Origin of the sequence: Clostridioides sp. ES-W-0016-02, assembly GCF_020641035.1 — a bacterium.
Taxonomy (GTDB): Bacteria; Bacillota; Clostridia; order Peptostreptococcales; family Peptostreptococcaceae; genus Clostridioides.
In genome coordinates this window covers 734,129-760,097 of the sequence record NZ_CP061361.1, presented here as the reverse complement: position 1 = coordinate 760,097, position 25,969 = coordinate 734,129, and the positions used below count along the sequence as shown (strand labels likewise).

General features: G+C 29.6%; 20 protein-coding genes and 1 other annotated feature. Of the genes, 6 read left to right on the top strand and 14 right to left on the bottom strand.

The features are described 5' to 3' along the window. Positions 1-70: 70 nt before the first annotated feature. The 8 genes from IC758_RS03895 to IC758_RS03860 all read right to left on the bottom strand — a co-directional run bounded on the left by IC758_RS03895 (position 71) and on the right by IC758_RS03860 (position 11,396). Complete coding sequence (locus tag IC758_RS03895; RefSeq protein ID WP_227860771.1) at positions 71-2,596, bottom strand: U32 family peptidase; 2,526 nt, start codon at positions 2,594-2,596, stop codon at positions 71-73. 125 nt (positions 2,597-2,721) lie between these two features. Continuing rightward, entirely contained in the window at positions 2,722-3,405 is a 684-nt protein-coding gene (locus tag IC758_RS03890) for a YoaK family protein (RefSeq protein ID WP_227433468.1), read from the bottom strand. 203 nt (positions 3,406-3,608) lie between these two features. Continuing rightward, positions 3,609-4,199 carry a cell division protein ZapA gene (gene zapA, locus IC758_RS03885; RefSeq protein WP_227433469.1) on the bottom strand — a complete coding sequence of 197 codons (591 nt, stop codon included), beginning with the start codon at positions 4,197-4,199 and terminating at the stop codon, positions 3,609-3,611. 23 nt (positions 4,200-4,222) lie between these two features. Next, on the bottom strand, positions 4,223-6,616 hold the full coding sequence (gene pheT, locus IC758_RS03880; protein WP_227824718.1) for a phenylalanine--tRNA ligase subunit beta: 2,394 nt from the start codon (positions 6,614-6,616) through the stop codon (positions 4,223-4,225). 16 nt (positions 6,617-6,632) lie between these two features. Further along, positions 6,633-7,652: a phenylalanine--tRNA ligase subunit alpha gene (gene pheS, locus IC758_RS03875; RefSeq protein WP_227433471.1), complete on the bottom strand. Its 1,020-nt coding sequence runs from the start codon at positions 7,650-7,652 to the stop codon at positions 6,633-6,635. 49 nt (positions 7,653-7,701) lie between these two features. Then, positions 7,702-7,936: a binding site (T-box leader), on the bottom strand. A gap of 198 nt (positions 7,937-8,134) precedes the next feature. Beyond that, complete coding sequence (locus IC758_RS03870) at positions 8,135-8,932, bottom strand: TrmH family RNA methyltransferase (protein WP_227834739.1); 798 nt, start codon at positions 8,930-8,932, stop codon at positions 8,135-8,137. A 199-nt stretch (positions 8,933-9,131) separates the two neighbouring features. Then, positions 9,132-9,803 carry a potassium channel family protein gene (locus IC758_RS03865; RefSeq protein WP_227433473.1) on the bottom strand — a complete coding sequence of 224 codons (672 nt, stop codon included), beginning with the start codon at positions 9,801-9,803 and terminating at the stop codon, positions 9,132-9,134. Positions 9,804-10,019: 216 nt separating this feature from the next. Next, on the bottom strand, positions 10,020-11,396 hold the full coding sequence (locus IC758_RS03860; RefSeq protein WP_227433474.1) for a TrkH family potassium uptake protein: 1,377 nt from the start codon (positions 11,394-11,396) through the stop codon (positions 10,020-10,022). Positions 11,397-11,823: 427 nt separating this feature from the next. On the opposite strand from IC758_RS03860, the gene IC758_RS03855 reads away from it, so the two are divergent. Further along, positions 11,824-13,566, top strand: a complete 1,743-nt coding sequence (locus IC758_RS03855) for a peptidase M3 (protein WP_227834740.1) — start codon at positions 11,824-11,826, stop codon at positions 13,564-13,566. Between the two features lie 261 nt (positions 13,567-13,827). Here the strand turns inward: IC758_RS03855 and IC758_RS03850 are convergent, their stop codons facing one another. Then, positions 13,828-14,136 carry a hypothetical protein gene (locus IC758_RS03850; RefSeq protein ID WP_227834741.1) on the bottom strand — a complete coding sequence of 103 codons (309 nt, stop codon included), beginning with the start codon at positions 14,134-14,136 and terminating at the stop codon, positions 13,828-13,830. A gap of 121 nt (positions 14,137-14,257) precedes the next feature. On the opposite strand from IC758_RS03850, the gene IC758_RS03845 reads away from it, so the two are divergent. Then, positions 14,258-15,085: a MerR family transcriptional regulator gene (locus tag IC758_RS03845; RefSeq protein WP_227834742.1), complete on the top strand. Its 828-nt coding sequence runs from the start codon at positions 14,258-14,260 to the stop codon at positions 15,083-15,085. A 366-nt stretch (positions 15,086-15,451) separates the two neighbouring features. Here IC758_RS03845 and IC758_RS03840 read toward each other — a convergent pair whose 3' ends face one another. Both IC758_RS03840 and IC758_RS03835 read right to left on the bottom strand, forming a co-directional pair. Then, positions 15,452-16,015 (bottom strand): GNAT family N-acetyltransferase, encoded by a 564-nt coding sequence (locus tag IC758_RS03840; protein WP_227433478.1) that lies wholly within the window; start codon positions 16,013-16,015, stop codon positions 15,452-15,454. 51 nt (positions 16,016-16,066) lie between these two features. After that, on the bottom strand, positions 16,067-16,960 hold the full coding sequence (locus tag IC758_RS03835) for a LysR family transcriptional regulator (RefSeq protein ID WP_227433479.1): 894 nt from the start codon (positions 16,958-16,960) through the stop codon (positions 16,067-16,069). 168 nt (positions 16,961-17,128) lie between these two features. On the opposite strand from IC758_RS03835, the gene IC758_RS03830 reads away from it, so the two are divergent. The 4 genes from IC758_RS03830 to IC758_RS03815 are packed head-to-tail and all read left to right on the top strand — an operon-like array spanning position 17,129 to position 20,016. Continuing rightward, positions 17,129-18,301: an iron-containing alcohol dehydrogenase gene (locus IC758_RS03830; RefSeq protein WP_227834743.1), complete on the top strand. Its 1,173-nt coding sequence runs from the start codon at positions 17,129-17,131 to the stop codon at positions 18,299-18,301. A 24-nt stretch (positions 18,302-18,325) separates the two neighbouring features. Next, on the top strand, positions 18,326-18,898 hold the full coding sequence (locus tag IC758_RS03825) for a DapH/DapD/GlmU-related protein (protein WP_227824794.1): 573 nt from the start codon (positions 18,326-18,328) through the stop codon (positions 18,896-18,898). A gap of 4 nt (positions 18,899-18,902) precedes the next feature. Continuing rightward, on the top strand, positions 18,903-19,451 hold the full coding sequence (locus IC758_RS03820; RefSeq protein WP_227433481.1) for a flavodoxin family protein: 549 nt from the start codon (positions 18,903-18,905) through the stop codon (positions 19,449-19,451). Between the two features lie 4 nt (positions 19,452-19,455). Next, positions 19,456-20,016 carry a cyclophilin-like fold protein gene (locus IC758_RS03815; protein WP_227831296.1) on the top strand — a complete coding sequence of 187 codons (561 nt, stop codon included), beginning with the start codon at positions 19,456-19,458 and terminating at the stop codon, positions 20,014-20,016. Positions 20,017-20,077: 61 nt separating this feature from the next. On the opposite strand, the gene IC758_RS03810 is transcribed toward IC758_RS03815, so the two are convergent. The 3 genes from IC758_RS03810 to IC758_RS03800 form a co-directional block, all read right to left on the bottom strand. Continuing rightward, positions 20,078-21,163 (bottom strand): GGDEF domain-containing protein, encoded by a 1,086-nt coding sequence (locus IC758_RS03810; protein ID WP_227831297.1) that lies wholly within the window; start codon positions 21,161-21,163, stop codon positions 20,078-20,080. A gap of 656 nt (positions 21,164-21,819) precedes the next feature. Further along, the gene (locus tag IC758_RS03805) at positions 21,820-23,709 is read right to left on the bottom strand and encodes a metallophosphoesterase (RefSeq protein ID WP_227845527.1); all 1,890 of its coding nucleotides are present in this window, start codon (positions 23,707-23,709) and stop codon (positions 21,820-21,822) included. 184 nt (positions 23,710-23,893) lie between these two features. Continuing rightward, entirely contained in the window at positions 23,894-25,840 is a 1,947-nt protein-coding gene (locus IC758_RS03800) for a metallophosphoesterase (protein ID WP_227483021.1), read from the bottom strand. Between the last annotated feature and the right edge of the window lie 129 nt (positions 25,841-25,969).

Sequence of the window (25,969 nt, the reverse complement as noted above, 5' to 3'; positions counted from 1 at the left end):
ATATTTTTATATATTAATACACATAAATTCAAGAGTTTTTATATATTTATGTATATTTTTCATGTTATATCTATTCTACACCTTTATAGTAGTGTCCTGCAACTGTTCCAATTTCATCCAATTGCTTATATAAGTTAGTAGCTTTTTCTCCAAGTTTATAATTATTGTTTAAAACCTCAATATGAGCTTCAATAACTTTCTCTACCATTTCACTATTTTCCACTGTAAAATCTATTCTAAATACATCTACTCCAATCTCATCTAATTCATAAAGATTGTCCAACATACAGGTTACCTTTGAATTGTAAATAGTGCTTCTACAGAATATATCTTGTGTTATCCTATAACTTGCATCTGTAAAATCTCTTAGAGCATAACTGCTCTCCTTACATTTAGCTACTCTCTTATCTTTTTTACAATCTCTAACAACAACCCCCATAGGGCAGTATTCTGTGACCATCATAGGCGTATATCCATATATCACTGCTTCAATTTCTGCATCTGTATATTTTAATGTTTGTTCAATTTCACTTAAATTTAACTCCTGTGATAAACAAACCGTACTTGCTCCTGTATCCCTAAAGTGATTTATACTTTCACTATTAAAAGTATTCAAATAGCAATCTATATTTAGATTTTTATCTTTAAAATAATCCATAGAACCCCAATTACCAATTTGAATTTTATTAAGCCCTTTTATATTATCTAATACTTCAAACTGTTTGTATTCTCTATTTCTAATAATTCTTGGTGCTGAATAGATTAATCTATCTTCAAAGCTAGATGTTCTTTCACTTGAAACATTTACATCATCTATATTTAATGAAGAATTTACACTATCTATATTTGAACTTAAATTAACTGATTCTTTAGAAATACTTGAAGCTATTTCCAAAGCTTCAAATAGCGTATTTATATCTTCATAATAAATTAAATCTACATTATATTTTAGTACTGCTTCTAATTGCTCTAAATTCTTAACTTTAACTCTAAGTTTAGGAGTTGTATTAAATTCTTTATGTCGATTTATTTTAGCTGGTTTATATTTTAATTTACTTTCCTTAAATCTTCTCTCTTTTATCCTTATTCTTTCCTCATCCAAAAGCTCAATACAATCTCTTCTCATTTGATTTAATATACTTATAGGTATACTTACACCTTCGTCTAAATCAATGTCTATATCTTTTAATTTATAAGGCGTGTTTCCAAGTTTTTGAATCTGTGTTTCGATTTTTTCTTCACTTAAAGCAACTTTTATAGCTTTTTCAGCTACCTTTTCACCCTCTACAACTGCTTTATTACCACAAAAATCACTTATAGAGAGTACTGGCTTTTCACCCAATTTAATACTTACTTTTGCATTTATGTTAGTTTTTATAAGTTCTTTATCTTGATGAAATGTAGACTGTACTTTGTCCATTAATTCACTGTCTGAAGTCTTGAATATAAGTTGATTTCTCTTTGCTTCCCCAATAAAATCTAATTCGATTAAATCTCCTTTGTGTGCTATTGTAGTTATCTCTCCATCTTTTATAATTCTTCCAATAGTTCCTCCACCTAAGTTGATTCCATCTCCTTTTTTAAGGGTATTCTCTAGTATCACTCTAAGTCTCTTTGTTTTTCTATTATGGTCTAAGACTTTTCCAACATATAGACCTTGATTGTTAGGTCTATCAGAATTCATTATATCCTTACCAACTTCACCTAATATATATCCTTTAGTAAATTTTCTATTGAAGATAGTATACAAATTATTTATTATTTCCTCAGAAATATTTATTTTATTCTCACTTATAAACTCATTAATCGCTTCTCTATATCCTGAAACTACAGTAGCTACATATTCTGGCTTTTTCATTCTTCCTTCAATTTTTAGAGATAATACCCCTGCTTCGATTATTTTGTCTAAATCTTCTATAGTACTTAAATCTCTAGGGCTTAATAAGTAATCTCCATTACTATTTACAACTTCACCTGTATTTATATCTATTAACTCATATTTTTGTCTACATGGTTGTGCACATCTTCCTCTGTTTCCAGACCTGTTTCCTATCATACTACTCATAAGACATTGACCTGAATAACATACACATAAAGCCCCATGCACAAATACTTCTACATCTACAGTTGTATTTTCACAAATCCATTTTATCTCATCAACATTTAATTCTCTTGCCAAAACTACCCTATCAAATCCTACGCTTTTAAGGTATTTTACATCTTCTAGCGAATGAGCTACCATCTGAGTACTTGCATGTAATTCAAAATCAGGTAGTAATTTTTTTATAAGCCTTGCCATACCTATATCTTGAACTATTAATGCATCAATATCTATATCATATAAAAATTTTACATACTCGACAAAATCTTCTATCTCATACTGTTTTATCAATGTATTTACAGTGACAAATACTTGTACTCCTCTTATATGACAATATTTAACAGCTTCAATCAACTCATTTCTATCAAAGTTATTTGCAGATGCTCTCGCACTAAAGTCTTTTCCACCTAAGTACACAGCATTTGCCCCATTTTGTACTGCTGCTTTCAAGGAATCAAAAGAGCCAACTGGTGCAAGTAATTCTATTTTTTTCATATTTTTCTCCTCTATATATACTTGTTAAACTTAATGTTATCATGTCTATAATTTACACATTTACACTAAATTTATATACTACTTACTATATTTAAAGTATATCAAATAATGACTCTATTGTTTTGTTAATTTAAATTAAAAGAATCATCTTTATTGATAAACATAACTATAAAGACTACTGATAAAATAAGGAAACATATTAATATAGATTTTTCCACAAAAATCTTTGTAAAAACAGTTCCCAAAATAGCTCCCAAAATAAAGAATATAATAATAGCATAATACTGCAAACTCTTCTTTATCATAAAAATATTTTTAGTTTGCACATAATGAAATAGTGTTTCTGTAGCACTTCTTAAATTACCAGTACACATTGTTGTTGCAAATGTGTTGCCATTTACCTTTCTAAAACTCTCAACTTGCATTGAACAAATGAAAGATATAGCAACATTTACAAACATATTAAATTTTCCTTGAGGAATAAAAGAAACAATAAGTATAGTAATCATTTCAATTCCAATGATAACTTGTCGCCAATGAATCTTTCTATTATTATTTTTAAAATGATTTCTTATTTTTTCTGCTATCAACACCCCTAAAATAAAAGCCAAAATAGGAATAAAATAATAAAAAGATTTCCTGACATTACCTTCTGCTATGTTAAGACCAAATAAAACTATATTTCCAGTCTGTGCATTAGCAAATACTTTTCCTCTTACTACATAAGTATAAATATCTAAAAATCCTCCTGTTATTGCCAATAAAGCGCATAAGAAGAATGATTCAGACATCTGGCTCTGTTTTGTCATATATAAACATCTCACTTTCTATTGATAGATACCAAATCAAAATTCTTTTAGATATTATTTTTTATTTTAATATTTTAAAAAAATTTTATATTTACATATTATTTATACACTAGTTATATGTATACATTACATGTTATTTATATTTATTATTTATAAATTAAAAGAAGCTGTCTCAAAAAACAAGAGACAGCAAATCTTTTAATTTATTCCACGTTTTTTACATCATTATTTAACCCTGTACATTTTAGCTGTAAATCATAAGCCTTGTTTTGAAACTCAGAAGCTAAATTTTCAGCTATAGTAGCTCTTTCATTTGATTCTTCAAGCTGAGCAGTTAACTCTTCTATCTTGTTTTTATAAGCATCTAACTCGGCTTTAGAGCCTTCTGTTGTATTACTAAGTTCAAATATTTCTTGCTTTTTATTTTCTATAATCTCAATTAACTCTTTCATTTTAGCTTCAGTTTCACGATTTTCTGCTTCTTTTTCTGCTATTGTAAGTTTTAAAGATTTGATTTCTAATTGAAGTTCTTCGTTGGATGAACCAACCTTCTTGCTCAATTCTTCATTAGCTTTAATCAACCTCTCATTTTCATCTGAACATTCAAATAAAAGGTCTGATATATTTAATGCAGTTAATATTGCAGCAACTGATAAGCTTAGCTTCGGGTTTTGACGTGTTATCTTATCCATTTCTTTGTCAACAAAATCAGCAATACTAATCATAAATTTCTCTGACTTGTCTCCAACCATTGGATACTCAGCGCCATGGATTTTTACCATTACTTTGTTCATCCTAACCTCCCCGACATTAGTTGTTAATTTGATCTTAAGTTAGCATTCAATTTTTTGCTTAATTCACTTAATATCTTATCATGCACCTTAGCTACTTCTTCATCTGTTAGAGTTTTATCTTTACTTCTATAAGTTATTGAATATGCAATTGATTTATATCCAGCTTCTATTTGAGAACCTTTGTAAACATCAAATAATTTGTAGCTTTCTACTAATCCTTGGCCATTTTCCTTTATTATATCTTCTATTTGTTTTACAAATACATCATCCTTAACAATAAGAGCTATATCTCTAGATGTAGATGGATATTTTGGTAATGGTACATAATTCTTTGTTCTATCAGAATTATCAAATACAAAATCAATATCTATTTCAGCAACATAAACTCTTTGCCCTAGATTGTAGTTTTCTATAACATCTGGATGCAATTCACCTAATGTACCTACATATTTATTATTATACACTATTTTAGCACATCTACCAGGGTGGAAGGTAGTATTATTATCTTGAGGTTCAATTTCATAATCTTTAAATCCTACATTTACAAGTACAGTTTCTATAGCTCCCTTTAATGCAAAGAAATCTACATCTTTACCATACATACCTACACACATTCTATTTGCTTCCATAGGAAGTTCTGAATCTTGTGGTGTGAATATATGTCCACACTCAAATGCTGATACTTCTTCTATCTTATGAGATATATTAGTTGATAAAACATCTAACATATTTGGTATTAAAGTAGTTCTCATTACAGAAGTTTCTTCTCCTAATGGGTTCATCAACTTAACAAAGTTTCTCTTTATATTACCTTCTGGTACTCTTATCTTGTCAACTCCCTTAGGGCTTACAAATGAATATGTTAATATTTCATTTAATCCTACAGCAGTTGAATTATTTTTTAGCGCTTCCATGAATTTTTGTTTTGGAGTTTTAACCCCTGCTGTTGTATTTCCTTCTAATTGTACAGAAGGTATATTTTCAAATCCATAAATTCTAGCTATTTCTTCCCATACATCAGCTTCTTGCTCCATATCTGTTCTGAAACTTGGTACATCTACTTCTAGCTTATCATCAGCAATTAAATTGCATTTAAATTCTAATGATTCTAAAATTCCTACAAATTGTTCCATTGGTACATCTACACCTAAAAGATGGTTGATTCTTTGAGGATTTACTACTAATTTTTTAGGTTCTGGTTTATTTGGATATACATCAACAGTTCCTTTTAATACTTTTCCAGCACCTAACATTTCAACAAGTTGTACAGCTCTATTTGCTGCTATTTCTGCAAGATTAGGGTCTAAGGCTTTTTCATTTCTTGAAGATGCTTCTGACCTAATTCCCACTTTTTTAGCTGTCATTCTTATGTTTTCTGGCTTGAAATTGGCACTTTCGAAAAGTACAGTCTTTGTCTTGTCAGTTATTTCTGAGTTTGCACCACCCATTACACCAGCTAGACCAAGTGATTTTTCTCCATTTGTTATAACTAACATATCTTTGTCTAATGTTCTTTCAACATCATCTAGTGTTACAAGCTTTTCTCCATCTTTAGCAGTTCTTACTACTATTCTTCCTGTTTCTACTTGATTTATATCAAAAGCATGAAGTGGTTGACCAAGCTCTAACATTACAAAGTTTGTTATATCAACTATGTTACTTATAGGTCTTACACCTGCTTCTGTAAGTCTTCTTTGCATCCAGTATGGAGAAGGTTCTATTTTTACATCAGTTACCATTCTAGCAACATATCTTCTACATAAATCTGGATTATCTATCTCAACTTTGAAGTCTATTTCCTCGTCACTTTCTTTTACTTCTATTTCAGGATATTTTACTTTTGTTCCTATAGTTGCAGCTGCTTCTCTAGCTATCCCCATCATACATTTGCAGTCAGGTCTGTTTGAAGTTAATTCAAAATCTATTAAAGCATCATTTAATCCTAAAACATCTTTTACATCTTTTCCTAATTCATAAGAGTCTTCGTGGTCTAAAATATATATACCACCTCTTTTGTATTCTTCAATATAATGTTCATCTATACCTAATTCAGCTGCTGAACACATCATACCATCTGATAATTCACCTCTGAAGTCAGTCTGTTTAATTTCAACTCCTCCAGGTAATTTAGAACCATTTACAGCTACTGGAATATAATCTCCTTCTGATATATTTGTAGCTCCTGTAACTATTTGAACAACTTTATCTCCAACATCTACTTTAGTTACAACTAACTTATCAGCATTTGGATGTTGTTTTATTTCTAAAATCTTTCCAACTAATATATTTTCTACTTCTTCACCATAATAATCTATTGTTTCAACTTTAGTTCCTGTCATTGTCATTTTATCAGCGAACTCTTTTACATCCATGTCTATATCGACATAGTCTCTAAGCCATTTTAAAGATACTAACATCTACACACCCTCCTAATTAAAATTGATTTAAGAATCTCATATCATTTTCGAATAATAATCTAATATCATCTATTTCATATTTAAGCATTGCAAGTCTTTCAACCCCAACTCCAAATGCAAATCCACTGTAAACTTCTGGGTCTATTCCACAATTTCTAAGTACATTTGGATGAACCATACCTGAACCTAATATTTCTATCCAACCTTCATACTTACACATTGGGCAACCTTTACCACCACATTTGAAACAAGTAACATCAACCTCTGCACTTGGTTCTGTAAATGGGAAGTTATGAGGTCTAAACTTAGTTTTGATATCAGAACCAAACAATTTTTCAACGAAGATATCCATAGTTCCTTTAAATTCTGCCATAGTAACATCTTTTCCAACAACAAGTCCTTCTATTTGATGGAACATTGGTGAATGTGTCGCATCTGGTGAATCAAATCTAAAGCATCTACCTGGTGCTATTACTTTAATTGGTAACTCTTGGCTTCTCATAGATCTTACTTGAACTGGAGACGTTTGAGTTCTAAGTAATACACCATCATTGATATAGAATGTATCACTCATATCTCTTGATGGATGGTCTTTAGGAGCATTTAATGCATCAAAGTTATTTTCAACTGTTTCAACTTCTGGACCTTCTGCTATAGAGAATCCCATTCCGATAAATATATCTGTTACTTCATCTATAATTTGAGTTATTGGATGTTTCTTTCCAACTTTCAATACTTTTCCAGGTTGAGTAACATCTATTACTTCTTCTCTTAACTTTCTTTCTTTTTCAATAGCATTTATTTCTTCTTTTTTAGAATTTATGCTAAGTTCAATATTCTCTCTTACATCATTGGCAACTTTTCCAACTACTGGTCTTTCTTCAGCAGATAATTTACCCATCTCTTTAAGTATGGCAGTTATCTCACCTTTTTTTCCTAAATACTTAACTCTTAAACTTTCTACATTTTCTATGCTTTGTGCCTCTTTTATTTCAGCTAAAGCTGCTTCACGTAAAGCAAGTAATTTTTCTTGCACACATATCACCCTTTCGTTTTTTTGTATAAAAAAAGCCCCTCAATCCCTGTCTAGGGACGAAAGGCTATAGTTTCGCGGTACCACCCTAGTAGTTTAACAATCTAAAAATCATCAAACCACCTCTAACAAACTTAACGCGTTTTTCACGTCAAAGCCTACTATCAAATTTCAGCTTTGTTACTCTAGAGGGAACTTCTCCTGACCTCTTAGAAAACACTCCCAGCCTAGGTGTTTATCTCTTTACTAAGTTTAATCAAAATACTTTCCTCTTTCATTGCATTTACAATATTATATTGTTTATTTTAGTATTATATCATTTATATCTACATTTTGTGATTATCTATATGATTATTTTATTGTGACTATTTTAAAATACAATCATATAATATTTTTATCAATCATGCTTAAAATATATTGACTATTTTTGATACTCTACTATTTAATTCAAGATTATAACACGACATTATATTTATTACAATACATTAAATTAAGTATTTTTTTATTTCATACATCAATATAGCAGAACTTATTGCTGCATTTAACGACTCAGATTTGCCATATATAGGTATTTTAACCAAAATATCAGATTCTGATACAAGCTCTTCATTTATCCCATTTGCTTCGTTTCCTATCACCAAAGCTACTTTTGAACCGTAGTCTATTTTGTCATAAAAATTATCTGTATTTAAATAACTTGAAACTATATTAAATCCTTGTGATTTAAGTATATCCACAGTTTCATCTTGTATGGCATTGATTATATTCATATCGAAAATAGAGCCCATAGTTGACCTAATTACTTTTGGATTGTATATATCGACGCATCCCTTTAGTGCTATTATTGCATCTACTCCAGCAGAGTCAGCAGTCCTTATTATTGTTCCCATATTTCCCGGGTCTTGTATTCTGTCTAAAATTAATACAAACTTATCTTTTTCATTTATACTTTCTTTTAAATTTTTTTCCTTAAATGAAACTACACCTATTATACCTTGAGTATTTTCTGTGTCTACAAGTTCCTTAAAGTTTTTATTAGTAGTCTTATATATATTTGTGTTTTTTTTATCTAAGTTTTCTAATAATTCCATGTGTTCCTTTTTATTTTCAAAATCCTCATTGATAAATACATAATCAAGATTTGCATTACATTCAAGTGCAAGCACTACTATTCTGTACCCTTCTATTATGAACTTTGATTCTTTTGTTCTATTTTTTGACTTTAATAATGCTTTAGTATATTTTAATCTTTCATTATCCTTACTGCTTATAGTTGTAATCATTTTATATAAATGCTAACTTGATATTAGCACAACCTCCTTATCATTCTTTATCCTACTTCTAAAATCTTTATTTCTATTAAAATTCTATTCTCGATTGAAACTCTATTCTCGATTAAAATAAAAATAGTATCATATAACTATTCATAATTATATGATACTATCTACTTTCATTGCAATCAAATATATCTTAAATAATAAACTATCTTCTTCTAATTATACCCTTATTTCCAGATGTAATAGCTGTTATGCTAGTGTTTTGACCAATTATAACCAATATACTTCCAGCTGTAAGTTCCTCATCAGGAGAAGGTGTCACATTTATATTTTTACCAGTCTTGATGGCAAGCACAGTTATCTCATATCTAGCTCTAAGCTCAAGTTCTACAAGTGTTTTACCAACCCAACCATTTGGAGTTACGATTTCAACAATTGAATATTCTGGGTCAAGTTCAATATGGTCTAATATATTGTCAGAAACTAAATTATGTGCAACTCTTACTCCCATATCTCTTTCTGGAAATACAACTCTATCTGCACCAATCTTATAAAGAACTTTGGCTTGCAATTCATCTTTTGCCTTACATATTATTAACTCTACACCCATTTCTTTGGCTATAAGAGTCGCCATTATAGATGCTCTTATATCAGAACCTATTGCAACTACTGCTACATCAAAGTTACCTAAACCCAATGATCTTAATGCTTGTTCCTCAGTAACATCCACTATAAGTGAATGAGTTACTTTATCAGATATACTTTGAACTGAATCTTCATTTTTGTCTATTGCCATTACTTGATGTCCTAAAAGATGCATAGTAGATGCAACTGAACTTCCGAATCTCCCACATCCAATGACTATATATTGCTTCATCTCGAAACTTCCTCCCTAATACACAATTTGTATAATATCTATTAAATTAACTTTTATATAGATAAATTAATTTTAATATTTTTATTTTATTAATCATAGCTAAATTTATTTGCTAGATTATTTCTATCATTAATTGATTTATTTAATTGATTATATCTAAGTTCATTTTCCTAGATTATATATCATTATTAATAGATTTATCTAATAAATGGTACTCTAACCAACCATAATCTTGCCTTCTGCGTATCTAACTGGCTGACTCTTTCTTCTACCTCCAGAAAGTATAGCCATAAATAAAGTAAGAGAACCAACTCTCCCCATAAACATAAAGATTATTATTATAACCTTACCTAAAGCATTTAGATTTGCACTTCCAGCTAAACTTGAACCAACTGTAGCTAGTGCTGATGTAACCTCAAATGCTGATTGAACTAGTGTAAACTTAGGTTGAGTTATTGAAATAATCAAAGTTCCAAAAATAACTGCGGATATACTAATTACAAATATCCCTAGAGATTTTTTTATAGTTGTTGGAGCCAGTCTTCTCTCAAAAGTTTCTATATCAGATTTTCCTGATAAAAAACTTCTAACTGTAATTATTAAAACTGCTAATGTTGTTGTTTTGATACCTCCACCAGTAGATGCAGGTGATGCTCCAATAAACATCAAAATTATCATTATAAATACACTACTTTCTTGTAAAGTAGCTAAATCAAGTGTATTAAAACCAGCAGTTCTTGCTGTTACTGATTGAAATATCGCTGATAATATTTTCCCTTTTACAGGTAAATCTGCCATAGTGGCCTTTTGGTTAAACTCTATAAGAAAAATAAATATTGCACCTACTAAAATAAGTATTGCAGTTGAAAATAAAACAACTTTAGAATGCACATTTAATTTTGAAAATCTTCTTTTTCTTACAATATCAAGAACAACTGGAAATCCTAATCCACCTAACACTATAAGTGCACAAATAGTCATTGATACTATAAAATTGTTTACATAAGAATTTAGCGATGTAAATGGCCCACTTACACTACCCATTAAGTCAAATCCGGCATTACAAAACCCTGATATTGCGTGAAATACGCTATACCATATCCCTCTAGATAAACCAAATTGTGGAATAAAGACAGTTGATAAGACTAGTGCTCCTATTCCCTCTATGGTTATAGTTATTATTAATACAAACCTTGTAAGTTTTACTAGCCCTGATAAGTCTGCTTGGTTTAATGATTCTTGTATCAATAATCTTTCTCTTAGTTGTATTTTTTTTCGTGCCATAAGTGAAAACATTGTAGCTACGGTCATAAATCCAAGACCACCAATTTGTATCAATGTTATTATTACTATCTGTCCAAATAAACTCCAATAAGTTGCTGTATCTACCATAACTAGACCAGTAACACAAACCGCTGAAGTAGCTGTAAATAGAGCATTTAATAAACCTATACTCTCTCTACTCTGTGACGATATCGGGAGTGTTAACAATATTGCTCCAATTAAAATAGTTGCTGCAAACCCAGATACTATTATTTGAGTAGGTCGCATTCCATCTGCGTAGAGAATAAGTCTTCTAACTATTGTTTTCAACTTTCTTTATACCTCCTTAACATAAAATCATTACTGTTAAGACCTTTAATTTGTTTATTTTTAGAGTTTTCCTCTAAATTATTACTCTATTATAGTATAAATATTGTATAAAGACAATGATATGAATTTTTATAAATTTTGTTTAGAATATTGCAAATTTTTATATATGTCTTTTAATTTCAATTACATCAAAAATTTCTATATTTTTTGCATATAATAAGTCTAATAGTAGAATAGTTTTTCGTATTTTATACTTAAAATTTATTTATCATTTTACCAATACAATTTTCATATATTTTCTTGAAGTTAAATTTTTATATTATCTATAATCTTGTCCATATTTTTATATTAAATTTTCTTAATATGCATTTTTTATATTTAATATAGTAAAATAACTAATAACTATATCCATGATTGGAGGATTTCTATGATTAAATCCAAGAAAAGATTATTTATTTCTCTAATTTTAATTGTAATTTTTATTATATTTGCATTATACATAAAAAATTATACTAATGATTCAAAAAAAGATTCAGTTAGAGGAACTATTCCTTTTGAAAAAATGGAATATAAGCGTCCTGACATAAAGTCAGTATGCGAAAATATTAACACATATAACGATAAACTTTTAACATGTAAAAATGCCAAAGAGCAATTGAACGTATTTAGTAATGTCGATAAGATTTACCAAGACTTTTATAGTACACTTACTATAGCAAAACTTAGAAATAATATTGATTCATCAGATGAATTTTACTCTAAAGAATACAAATACCTTATGAGTAAATCTGTGGATGTCGATATGGCATACAAAGATTTTCAGGATACATTTGTAAATTCTAAGTTTTCTAAAGAACTAAAAAAAGAAATTGGAAAAGATGGATTTAATTATTTAAAAAACATTGGAAAGCTTAATTCAGAAGAAGTAGAAAGCCTACTTAAAAAAGAGCAAGACTTAGTTGTTAAATATGAAGACTTATTATCTAAGTCTACTGTATCAGTAGATGGAATGGAAATAGACTTTGAAGAAGCCATGTCAAAACCCAATCTCACTTATGAAGAATATGTAAAAATCTATTCAGATTACTTAAAAAAATACAACCCTATATTTGGTAATATTTTTTTAGAACTTGTACAGACGAGAACTGAAATAGCAACTAAGCTAGGCTTTAAGAATTATACAGATTATGCTTATTTAAATTTAAATAAAGATTACTCCCAAGAGGATGCAAGAAAATTTAGAAGTGAAGTAAAAGAGTACATAGTTCCATTATATAGGAAAGTTACATCACAACCTTCTGACTCTTCTATTTATATTAAGGCATATAAGAATCGTTCATTTAGAAAATTTGATAAAGTACTTGAAGATATATCTCCAAAATTAAAAGAGTGTTTTAACTACATGAAAAAGTATGACTTATACGATTATTCCTCTGGGAAAAATAAATCACCTGGAGGTTATACTACTTATATAACCAAGTACAAAGCACCCTTTTTATTTAATACATGGGACAATTCTTTTTTAGGTGTTACTAGCTTTGCTCATGAGTTTGGTCATTTTTTTAATTACTACAACAGTATTAACTCAAATAATACAATACAGCCAAGTATTGATATATGCGAAGTTCATTCAACATCTTTAGAAATTTTATTTTACAAGTATTTTGATGAATTCTTTGGAAAACAATCTGAAGCAATAAAAAAAGAACACTTATCGATTGTTTTAAACACAATTATTGATGCTTGTCTTTACGATGAGTTTCAAGAAATTATATATAAAAACCCATATATGAGCTTAAATGATATAAATAAACTATTTTTTGATTTAGAAGAAGAATATGGAGTATCTAATAAGATACTTAAAGATAAAAATGCTCCATTTTGGATACTTGTATCTCATAATTTCCAAGTTCCTTTTTACTATTTAAGTTATGGTCTTGCATCTGATGTATCTCTTCAAATATGGGAGTTATCACAAGGTGACTATAGAAAAGCTGTTGATGTATATATGGATTTTTTAAATCAAAATACAGATGCAGGATTTAAAGATGTAGTAGAAAAAGTTAATCTACAATCTCCTTTTGAAAGTGGAAACTTAGAGGAAATAAGCTCAGCTTTATATGATTATTTTGGTATAGAGAACCCTCTCAAACTAGAAAATGCTTCTTAGTATTTAATAACTTATGATATATCTAATAAATATTTATTAATACTTATTAACTCATGTTATGTCTAGTACGTACTTATTAATACTTATTAACTTATGTTATATCTAGTAAATATTTTCCATACTTAGTAACATATAATAAAACCGTCAGAAATTTTATAAACCTTTACCTTTATTACTTCTGGCGGTTTCATATGTTTGACTGATTAGATTAATATTTAATAACACTTGCACCAATAGTTATAAGTTTCATTTCACATCATCTCATTTGATAATATTTTCTATTAAAATATCAATAAATTTATCTCTCTGATGTTTAACTTTTATATTTGTACCACTATATAATTGAAATGATTCTGGTGATAAAGCCGCCATTTGTATAGGTAAAATAATTTGTAAGGCAATAGTTCTTAAACTCATTTCGTCTTTTTCGTCCCCAAATATATTACGAAGCATAGAAATGATAGCAAGTTGTGCCTGCATATTTCCATTGATTATACATTGATTCAATATAAAAGATAGTACCTTATCATAACCTACCTCCAAAACATTTACATTTTTCGTTCTAAACATGTTCAGTATAATATTTTTTTATTATTTGTCAATATATAATTTTTAGTTGACTCTACCACTATGATATGGTTTATATTGATATTGAGCTCAAAAATAACACCTTTATAAAGGAGATGTAAATATGTTTAAGATAGGCGATTTTTCAAAACTTAGTAAAATTAGTATTCGCATGCTACGTCACTATGATGAAATTGGACTTTTAACACCAACTCATATAAATAAAATTAATGGTTATAGATACTACAGTGCAAATCAACTTTCCACTACAAATAGAATCCATGCCTTAAAAGATATGGGATTTAGCTTATCTTCTATCAAAGAAATTTTGACGGAATACAATGATAGAGAAAGCTTGATAAGGTATTTAAATATTCACTATTCTCAAGTAAGAGAACATCTAGAAGACACGCAAAAAAAACTATTAAAAATAGAAACTACTATGGAGAGAATTGGAAGGACTGATATTATGAAAAATTATGATGTAACTATAAAAGACTTTGCTCCAAAATATATGATGACTTTAAGAAAAACTATACCTACTTATCAAGATGAAGGAATGCTATGGCATCAATTATTCTCAGAAACAAAAGGGCATAATGTACAAGTTGATGTTCCTAACTATTCTAAAGCAGTCTTTTATGATGTTGGGTATAAAGAAAATTATGTTGATGTTGAAATACAACTTGCTGTATCTGGAAATTATAAAGATACTGAAAATGTTAAGTTTAGAACTGTTCCAAGTGTAACTGCTGCAACTGCTATTGTAAAAGGAAACTTCAATCAACTTACAGATGCTTGTGAAGCTATTGGTAATTGGATATCTGACAATAACTATGATGTAGACGGCCCTATGTTTAATATTTATCATATAGGACCTGGTCAAGACAGTAATTCTGATAATTGGGTAACAGAAGTATGCTTTCCAGTTAGAAAAAATAAGTTTCAATGATGTTTTATTTATATAATATTTGTATTCTAGCTCTTGTTGTACTTTTTTATAAGTCTTTTAAACATAGATTCATACTTTAAGTACTACTTTTGAATAAACATCCCAATTAATGACTAAGAAATTGCTATAACCATAAATTACAATAGGCTTTAGATTCTTTAGGTTTTTCAAACTTTGCTAGAATGTCTGACAAGCTTCCTAACTAATAGGAACTTGTTGGACCTCACATTTTATTTCTTTACTGAGTATAAATATCCTTTGCTAAACTTACAACCTAGGGAATAATATTTATTTTTATTCTAATCTCTTATTTTCCAGACATCGAACTACTAATAGCAAAAGTATATTTTTTCATAGCATTGTTAGCTACTCTATTGAAAGTATCATATTCACATTCTCACCTTCTGGATAATCACCTTGACCCCATTTATCGAAGTATTTCCCATAATACTCTTTAGGATTAAAACAATCACTTACCACAAAACCACATTTTTCATAGGCCTTTATAGCACGAGAATTTTTAATCCATGGTCGAATAATAAATGTGCCTACCTCATAGTCTCTAGTCAAGCTGTCAATTAACAACTTCATAGCTTTTGAACCAATCCCCTTCCCAGTATATTTCATTGAACGCAACCACATATCTAGCTCCATATTAGGTATCTTACCATCATTGTATGCATGAGAAATGGTACCCACAATTTGATTATCATATTCTATAAGCAAGTATTTATTAATACCAGGATTACTACTAAAAAAGTAAGATTCTTCATCATGAATGTCAGACCAGTCAAAATCCTCTTTATTGTCAAACATTGACTTCCATATCTCATCTTCCTCAAATGCCATATCATATATTAGTTTTCTATCATAATCTTCAGCATAAAAAAGTTTTATTTTATCTCTCATTACATATAAATCTCGCTTCATAAAAATCACTACCTTCATATAAACAATATTATAAATTAAATAGCTGTCTCTCTATTCTGATACAAAATTATTAATTTCGCTTTGCAATTTACTTAAGAACATTTTAGTTGCCTTAGAAAAAACCTGATACTTTTTCCAGACAATATTTAAGTGTGCTTCTAATCTCGGTTCTAAAGGTCTAAAACAAAGATTGCTATTACCTGTTGTATTGATTAGCTTATCCAAGCAAAGAGCATACCCAACCCCTTCATCTACCATAAGAGAAGCATTGTAGACAAGATTATAAGTTGCCACTATATTAAATGCTTGAAAATCTTGCCCAGACCAACCAGAAATTACATTTTGAACCAATGTTTGACGTGAAGTTAAGATAGGAATTTCCTTCAAATCATCTGGACATACCGTTTTCTTTTGAGCAAGCTCACAATCTTTTTTCATAAGCAATCCCCATACATCATTAACAGGAAGTTTGATATAATCATACTTTTCCATGTTGGCAGGTTCGATTAAAATTCCAAAATCTAAAAGCCCTTTATCTAGTCTTTCCGTTACATCATCAGCATTTCCACTAAATAGATGATAACGGATATGAGGGTATTCTTTCTTCAATTCTTTCGCAGTTTTGGCAATAAAACGCATAGCATCTGTTTCTCCCCCACCAATATAAACATTTCCTCGTATATCATCACAATCATTGTTAAAATCTGAAGTAGTTTTATCTGTTAAGTCAATTATTTCCTGTGCACGTTTACGTAAAAATAAGCCATCCTCTGTAAGTGTGATTTTTCTGTTACCACGCAAAAACAACTTTTTCCCAAGTTCATCTTCAAGTTCCATAAGTTGTTTTGAAAGCGTAGGTTGTGTCACATTAAGTGATTGAGCTGCACTTGTAATACTTTCCTCTTTTGCAACTGCCAAGAAATATCTCAATACTCTAAGTTCCATTATCTATACCTCCTATTTATAGTGTACTTTTCCCTACTATGCCTGTCAACTATGGGAAGGCATTCTTTATAAGTATTTGCTATTATATTGTTTCGTTAATATAATAAACGTATAGAAACTATGATATAAATTTTAATAAAAACAATAACATAAAAAGGAGAAAAAAATATGAATTTTAATATGTATATACCAACTCGTTTTATCTTTGGAAATGGACGCTTAGATGAATTACATCAACAAAAACTACCTGGAAAGAAAGCCTTGCTTGTTATTTCAAGTGGAAAATCAACTAAAGAAAATGGTGCACTTGCCCGAACAGAAAAACAGTTAAAAATGGCAGGAGTAGAATTTGTGTTATTCAATGAAATAGACGCAAATCCTAATAAAAATTCTATCATGAACGGGGCTTTCTGTGCTCGTAAAACAGAATGCGATTTTATCATTGCCTTAGGTGGTGGAAGTGTCATGGACGCTTCAAAGGCAATTGCAATGATGGTGACAAATGATGGTGACTTATGGGATTATGTAAATGGAGGTACTGGAAAGGCTCAACCATTACAAAGTGAACCACTACCAGTTGTTTGTATTACAACCACTGCTGGAACAGGTAGTGAAGCTGACCAATGGGGAGTTGTTACAAATGAAGAAACCCATGAGAAAATTGGTGTTGGTGGTTATGACTCTTTATTCCCTGTTTTGTCCATAATTGACCCAGAATTAATGAAATCTGTACCACCTGAATTTACTGCTTATCAAGGATTTGATACTTTATTCCATGCCGTGGAAAGCTATATATCTTCTTTTTCCAGTGTTATGAGCGATATGTATGCTTTAACTGCTATCGAAAATGTAGGCAACTATCTTGCACATGCAGTAAAAAATGGTAATGATATGAAAGCAAGAGAACACATGGCTTTTGCAAATACAATTGCAGGAATTGTCATGACAATCAGTGTCACTACAGCACAGCATTCTTTAGAACAAGCTATGTCTGGTTATTACCCAAGACTTCCTCATGGTGCAGGTTTGATTATGATTTCTAAAGCTTTCTTTGGATTTTTTATAGAAAAACATGCTTGTGATGAACGCTTTGTACGCATGGCACAGGCATTGGGAATGAAAGATGCTAACAAAGCAGAAGATTTTATTACGGCTCTTAGCAAATTACAAGAAGCTTGTGGGGTTGCAGATTTAAAAATGTCCGATTATGGAATTACACCAGGAGATTTTAATCTAATAGCAAAAAGTGCACGAGAAACAATGGGAGGTTTATTTGCAGCAAATCCTTGTGAAATGACACATGAGGATTGTGTAGAAGTATTGAAAAAATCTTACAGTTAATCAGAAAGGATGTGCAAAATGAACTTGAACTTAAATACATTTTTAGAACACCTTAATCAAGGACTTACTGTTGTTGGAGGTTCAAAGTTACATCAGTTTATGAGTGAACTTAGCAATGAAGCCATGAAAATTACATCTAAATTAAACAATCATTATCATGAGCCGGAAGAAATTAGAACATTATTTTCAGAGTTAATTGGAAAACAGGTAGATGAAACATTTAACATGTTCCCTCCATTTTATACTGACTGTGGAAAAAATATAACAATAGGTAGAAATGTTTTTATAAATTCAGGATGTCGATTTCAAGACCAAGGTGGTATTACTATAGGAGACAATTCGTTAATTGGTCATAATGTAGTATTGGCAACTTTGAATCATGATTTTGCTCCAAGCAAACGAAGCACTATGCACCCAAAACCTATTAAAATAGGGAAAAGTGTCTGGGTTGGTGCTAATGTCACAATAACTCCTGGTGTAATAGTAGGAGATGGGGCAATTATAGCAGCTGGAGCTGTTGTAACAAAAGATGTGACACCTAATACATTGGTGGGAGGTGTACCAGCAAAGTTTATAAAAAAAATTGAGGAGGAATAAATAAATGAACAAAAAAGTCTTAATTATATCTACAAGCTTTCGCAAAGACGGAAATTCTGAAATGTTAGCAGATATGTTTTTAAAAGGAGCAAAAGAATCAGGAAATATTGTTGAAAAAATCTGTTTGTATGATAAAACTATTCACTTTTGTAAAGGATGTCTTGCTTGTCAGAATACAAAAACAGGACATTGTATAATGCAAGATGATGCCGATATGATTGTACAAAAGATGATGACTGCTGATGTAATTGTTTTTTCAACTCCAATCTATTTTTATGAAATGAGTGGACAGATGAAAACATTACTTGATCGTTCTAATCCACTATTTCCCTTAGAGTATTCTTTTAGAGATATTTATCTTCTAGCAACTGCTGCTGATAAAGAGGAACATGCAATGGATGGTGCAGTGAAAGGATTGCAGGGCTGGATTGATTGTTTTGAAAATGCAACACTTAAAGATGTTTTGCGCGGTACAGGTGCAGATGAATATGGTTCTATCTCTGCTTTACCTAATCTATTAAGTAAAGCATATCAAATGGGAAAGGTAGTATAATCATATGAAGCAATGTAATCATATAAAAAAGATTATAACCCTCATGTTAACTGCACTCTGTAGCTTTGCACTATTAGGTTGTACAAGTATTCCAGCCTCAAAACAAACAGTAAAACAAGAATCTAAAAATAATACTTTGACTGCAACTCCTATTTCTTATAAAGAAAAAGAAGTAATAACACCAACTGAAAATAAACCAATTAAAAATAACATTATAACTGCCAATCTTAAAATTGGAGATAAAGACTTTGTATTGAAACTTTATAATAATTCCTCTGTACAGGCATTAATAAAAAAAATGCCACTTACAATAGATATGAAAGATTTAAATAAAAACGAAAAATACAATTACTTTATAAAAGATTTGCCATCAAATGCAGAATCCGTAAAAAATATTAAAACTGGTGATTTTATGCTCTACGGCTCTGATTGTTTGGTTCTATTTTATAAAGATTTTCAAACCTCATATAACTACACTAAACTGGGGTATATTGAAGATACCAGTAAGCTTGCTGAAATATTAGGAAGTGGAAACATACAAATAGTACTTAGTATTATTGATTAAAATAATAGTGTCATCATGGCAAATGCATCTACTATGATGACACTATTAAACCAAACGTTCTCTAACTTACAATTCTATTTTTCCCATTATTTTTAGCTATGTAAAGTTTTGTATCAGCTCCTTTTACTATCTTCTCCATAGTCATATTTTCAACATACTCCTCTACACCACCGCTGACTGTAATTTTGTCCACTAAATCAAATAATTTTTTGTCACTAGAAACATGTATGCGAATACGCTCTGCTACCTCAACCGCTTTAGATTTAGTAAAGCTAGGCATTACCACTATAAACTCTTCTCCTCCATATCTTGAAACAATTCCATCATTTCCAACCTCTTCAATTAAAATCTCACTAAATCGAATTAATACATTATTTCCACATAGATGACCATATTTATCATTTATTTTTTTAAAATCATCTATATCAAATAACACAATGGACATAATTCTTTCTTCCAATGGTTTTTTTAATATATCGGACATATATTGTATTAAATATCTTCTATTATATAACTTTGTCAAATCATCTATAATTGCCTGCTTTTCAAGTCTTTGGTTCAATTTATATACTTTATCACGCTCATGAGAATACTCTTGTAAAACCACAATCATTACTATACATAAAAACAATGAAACTATAATAAAATTACTTATCGTATCTGATGCACGAGATTCACCTATAGACACAATTAAGTTTGGGTAATTAAATGCCAAAAATATACATATACTATACACAAGTGTAGATACAAATATTATAACTATTCTCTTAAGACCATTAAGAGTCAATGATATAACACATATTCCCAACAAGAAATAAAACATCATACCACTATCCACTCCACCACTTATAAAAAAGAGTACTGGAAATAAGAATATATTAAGTCCTATATTAATTACTAGGCACCCTCTATCAATATCTTGTGTTTTAAGAGAATAGATTGCCAATATTGACATGATACAAAAACAAGAAAAACTCCCCCATACAGATATACTAGGAAGATTACTAAAAAGAGCTGCAACAAAGGCTAAAAAGGAACAAACAACTCCAGCAAAACAAAAAAGATAAAAAAGTCTTTCTTGTAAGTTTAATTTTTTATTGAAATACTTCTCCATATAATCTTTAATAGACTGTTGTATAGATGCCAAATATTTAATCTCCTCCTTTATTAAGATATTTTAATTTAATTATACTTATAATATTATATCATATAATAAGTATGTTTAAATAATAGCTTGTATATCCAATATATGGAATTAAATTTATCTAATAAGTATATATAATAATAAAAGTATGTAGAAAAATATTAAAAGTAAAACTTATAAAAAATAACAGACAATTACATGTATAAAATAACAAAGCAAAGCACTCATATTATATTAAAGTGTCTTGCTTTGTTTATATATTCTATAAAAATTTATAACCTATAATTTTTATTCCAACTCAAATGCCTCTGTATAAAGACTATAATAAACAAAAAATGTAAAGGAAAAATATATTCGATTCTTTATAGATAAATTTACTGGTTTGTAAATAGAAAAAAGGGGTTTAAATAGAAAAAAAGAAGAACATCAAATATAAAGGTTCTTCTCTTTCATCTTAGTATACTATTTTTTAGTGTTTTAACTATATTCAAATATATTTTTTATATAAATATATTCTTACTAATAAATCTAATATTACATTGTACCTAATTGTATAATTATGGTATAAATTTGCTTTGTTTTTATTGATTTACTGCTTTATCAATTTACTTATTTATTGTATTAATTCATCTTTATTGTCTCACTTAATATTTATTGTTCTACTTCATTTTTATCGCCTTACTATATTTATTGATAATATTCCATGTCCCATTTTCTTTTCTTAATTCAAGACTTATTTTTGAATAATACTCTCCATCTTCACTAGATTGTGTCACTATAACTTTATTTCCAGACTTATTCTTATAGGTACGTTCTTTTATCTTATTTTTGGTATGCCCAACTACAATAGCATCTATTCCATCTACTGTAGTAGCAAGTTTTTTTATCTCGCTACTTGGATTTTTTAAATTTATATTATCACTATCTGAATGTACAACTGTGACAATTACATCTGGATTTTCTTTTTGCATAACCTTTACCCACTCATTTGCATCCTTCACTAAGTCATTAGTATATAATCTATTTGTTTTTTTAGAATTTTTTTCTGAACTCGAATCATTGGTATTTTTTTCATCTTTATCTATAGTAAGCCCCAATATTCCAACCTTTATATCACCTTCCTTAGTCTCAACTTTATGCATTATATAAGGTTTTACATAATTTTCTCCAGACTCATCATATATATTAGCTGATAAAACAGGAATTTTCATTTCCTCAAAGTTTTCTATAATAGAATCCAATGTAGACTTTTTTTCTTCAAAATCATTTTTTTCAGATAGAAGTTCATGACTACCAAGTACTACAGCATCATAGCCGAGATAAACAATAGGCCATTCGTTTATTCTTTTATGAATACCTTTTTTTGTATTATACTGCCATTCTTTAGACCATCTAGTCATTTCTTTTGTATTAGCATCAAAAAAGTCTCCAGTATCAATAAAGATTGGCTGTACAGCTCTATATCTTTCATTAAATAAACTAACTGCCATTTCATCTGAAAAATTTGAATGTAAACCAGATGTCGTAATTATATTTACTTCTTTTCCAAATACCTTTAATTCACTATGCTTATCTTTTATAAACCACTTATCATTCTTCTTATCCAACTTAAAATTAATCTTTGATACACTATCACCATGAGCTCCAGGCTGTGTCACTATCACTTCTTCACCAGATTTATTTTTAAATGTATGTTGCTCTATCTTTTCATGCGTATGACCAGCTACAATAGCATCTATTCCTTCTACTGTTGTTGCCAGCTCCTTTATTCTATTTCCTGGGTTTTTAGGATTTTTAGGCTCTTCACCTGAATGTACAATGGCAACGATTATATCTGGACTTTCTTTTTTCATGATTTTTACCCATTTTTGGGCGTCTTCCACCAAATCATTTGCATATAATTTACCTTTATATTGTGCTTGTTCTTCAAGTGCTCTAGCTTTTTTATCTTGCTCAAAGCTTTTAAATCTTGAACGTTCTCCTACTTCTTTTATAGTAAGCCCTAGTATTCCTACCTTTACATTCCCTTTTTCTGTTTTGACATCTTTCATTATGTACGGTTTTACATAGTTTTTTCCAGATTGTTCATATATATTTGCAGACACTAATGGTATGTTGTTATTTTTAAAATCAGAAACTAACCTATCAAGACCTTGCTTATCATTAGAAACGAACTCATGATTTCCAAATGTAACTGCATCATATTTTAATTTTGCCATTTCTTTAGCTATAGGAACTTCTCCTTCACGTGGCTCAGCTATTTTTTTAAATTCCGGCATCCCATCATTAAATCGTACTAGTTTTTGACCAGTAAACCATCCATTCATATCAATACTTTGTATGTCAAAAAAATCGCCTGCATCAACCATTAGCAAGTTTTCATCGTATTTTCTCTCTTCTTGCACATAAGAAACTAGGTTTTCTGGGACTATTGAGTGTAAGTCGCTTGTACCAAGTACATTGATTTCTATATCTTTAGTACTTTCACAGCCCACTAATAATATTATTAGAAATATTATTGATGTAACTATAATAAATTTTATTTTCATAAAAGCCTCCCCCTTAATTTTTTTGATGATAATAAAATTTACTCTTATACCTTATCTTTACTATATAAGTTTGTACTGTTTATTATACTAAAAAAACTATATGTAAATTCCTTTTTAAATAAATCTACATATAGTTCTTGATATTTTTCAGTTATAAAACAAGGCTTACTCTAGTATGCTAAAATTATTCAACCTCAATTGTTTTACTAGATTTATCATTAATAACCCATGAACCCTTTTCTTTTTTCACTTTAAAAGTAATTTTAGAATAATATTTACCATGTTCACCTGGTTGTGTCACTATAACTTTACCTCCAGACTTATTCTTATAGTCATGTTCATCTATCTTTTCATGAGTATGACTAGCAACAATAGCATCAATCCCATCTACTGTAGTTGCTAGTTCTTTTACTCTATTTCCTGGATGCTTGGGATTTTTAGGCTCTTCTCCTGAATGTACAACTGCAACTATTATATCTGGATTTTCTTCTTTCATCACTTTTACCCACTTCTTTGCATCTTCTACTAAATCATTTGCATATAATTTACCTTTATATTGAAATTGCTCTTGTAAATTTACATTTTTAAGACCTTTACCTACCTCTTTTATCGTAAGACCCAATATTCCTACTTTTACATTTCCTTCATTTGTCTCCACATCTTGTATGACATATGGTTTAACATAGTTTTGTCCAGATTGTTTATATATGTTTGCTGATAATACAGAAATTGTTGTCTGTTCAAAATCCTCTACAACGGCATCTAAAAGACGCTCATCTGCCCAAAATTCATCTTTCTCGGATACAAACTCATGATTGCCAAGTACTACTGCATCATACATGCCCTGATTCATAGCTATTGCCATTGGGCATCTACTAATCACTGTATCAGTATTATTATCCCTTATAGCCTTCCACTCTTTATACCATTCAATCATTTCATCTGTTTGAGGGTCTAAAAAGTCTCCTGCATCTACTACAACAGGTTCAATTGGCTTACTTCGTTCATTAACAAGGCTTACTAATAATTTGTCAGAAAAATGTGAATGTAAATCTGCAGTAGCAACTATATTTATTTCTTTATCAACTATTTTTAATTTGCTAGTTTTTTCCTTTATACCCCATTTACCATTCTTCTTATCTAATTTAAAGCTAATCTCTGACACACTATCTGCATGCGAACCTGGTTGTGTAACAATTACTTCTTTCCCAGATTTATTTTTATATGTATGTTGCTTTATTTTCTTATGAGTATGACCTGCTACTATTGCATCTATTCCATCTACTGTAGTTGCTAGTTCCTTTATTCTATTTCCTGTATTATCAGAACTCTTAGATTCTTCCCCAGAATGTACAACTGCAACTACTATATCTGGATTTTCTTTCTTCATCACTTTTATCCATTTCTTTGCATCTTCTACTAAATCATTTGCATATAATTTACCTTTATACTCAGCTTGCTCTCCAAGTTCTCTTGATTTAGTTTCTTTTTCAATATCTTCAAATCCTGAACTTTTCCCCACTTCTTTTATAGTAAGACCTAGTATTCCTACTTTTACATCACCTTTATCTGTCTTAACATTTTTCATCACATATGGTTGTATGTAGTTTTTTCCAGATTGTTCATATATATTTGCTGATACTACTGGTATATTATTATTTTTAAAATCAGAAACTAATTTATCAAGACCTTGCTTATCATTTGAAATAAATTCATTATCGCCAAGTACTACAGCATCATATCTCAATGGTATCATGTCTTTAACTATAGGTACTTCATCTTGACTATTCTTAACTATGTCTTCATATTCTGCTGTACCACTCTCTCTAATATTAACTAGTTTTTTGCCAGAGGTCCATTCCCACATTTCTTTACTCTGTTCACCAAAAAAATCTCCTGCATCTACCATAAGTATATTTTCATTCTTTGCTCTTTCTTCATTTACATATGAAACTAGAGAATCTGTCACAACTGAATGCAAATCACCTGTTCCTAATATTTTTACTTCTGTATCTGATACATTAACTTTTGTATCTTCTATTTTAGTTTCTTTATTTTTAGTACTTTGACATGCCACAAGCAATCCCACTAAAAACACTATCAATACCATTATAATAAATTTTATTTTCATAAAAGCCCCCCTCATAAATTTTTAGATTATAATAAAATTTAATATCATGCTTTATTTTAAACTATAGCAGGTTATAGGATTATGAGCAACATTCATTGGACTAGTAGATTATTACCTGTAAATATATCT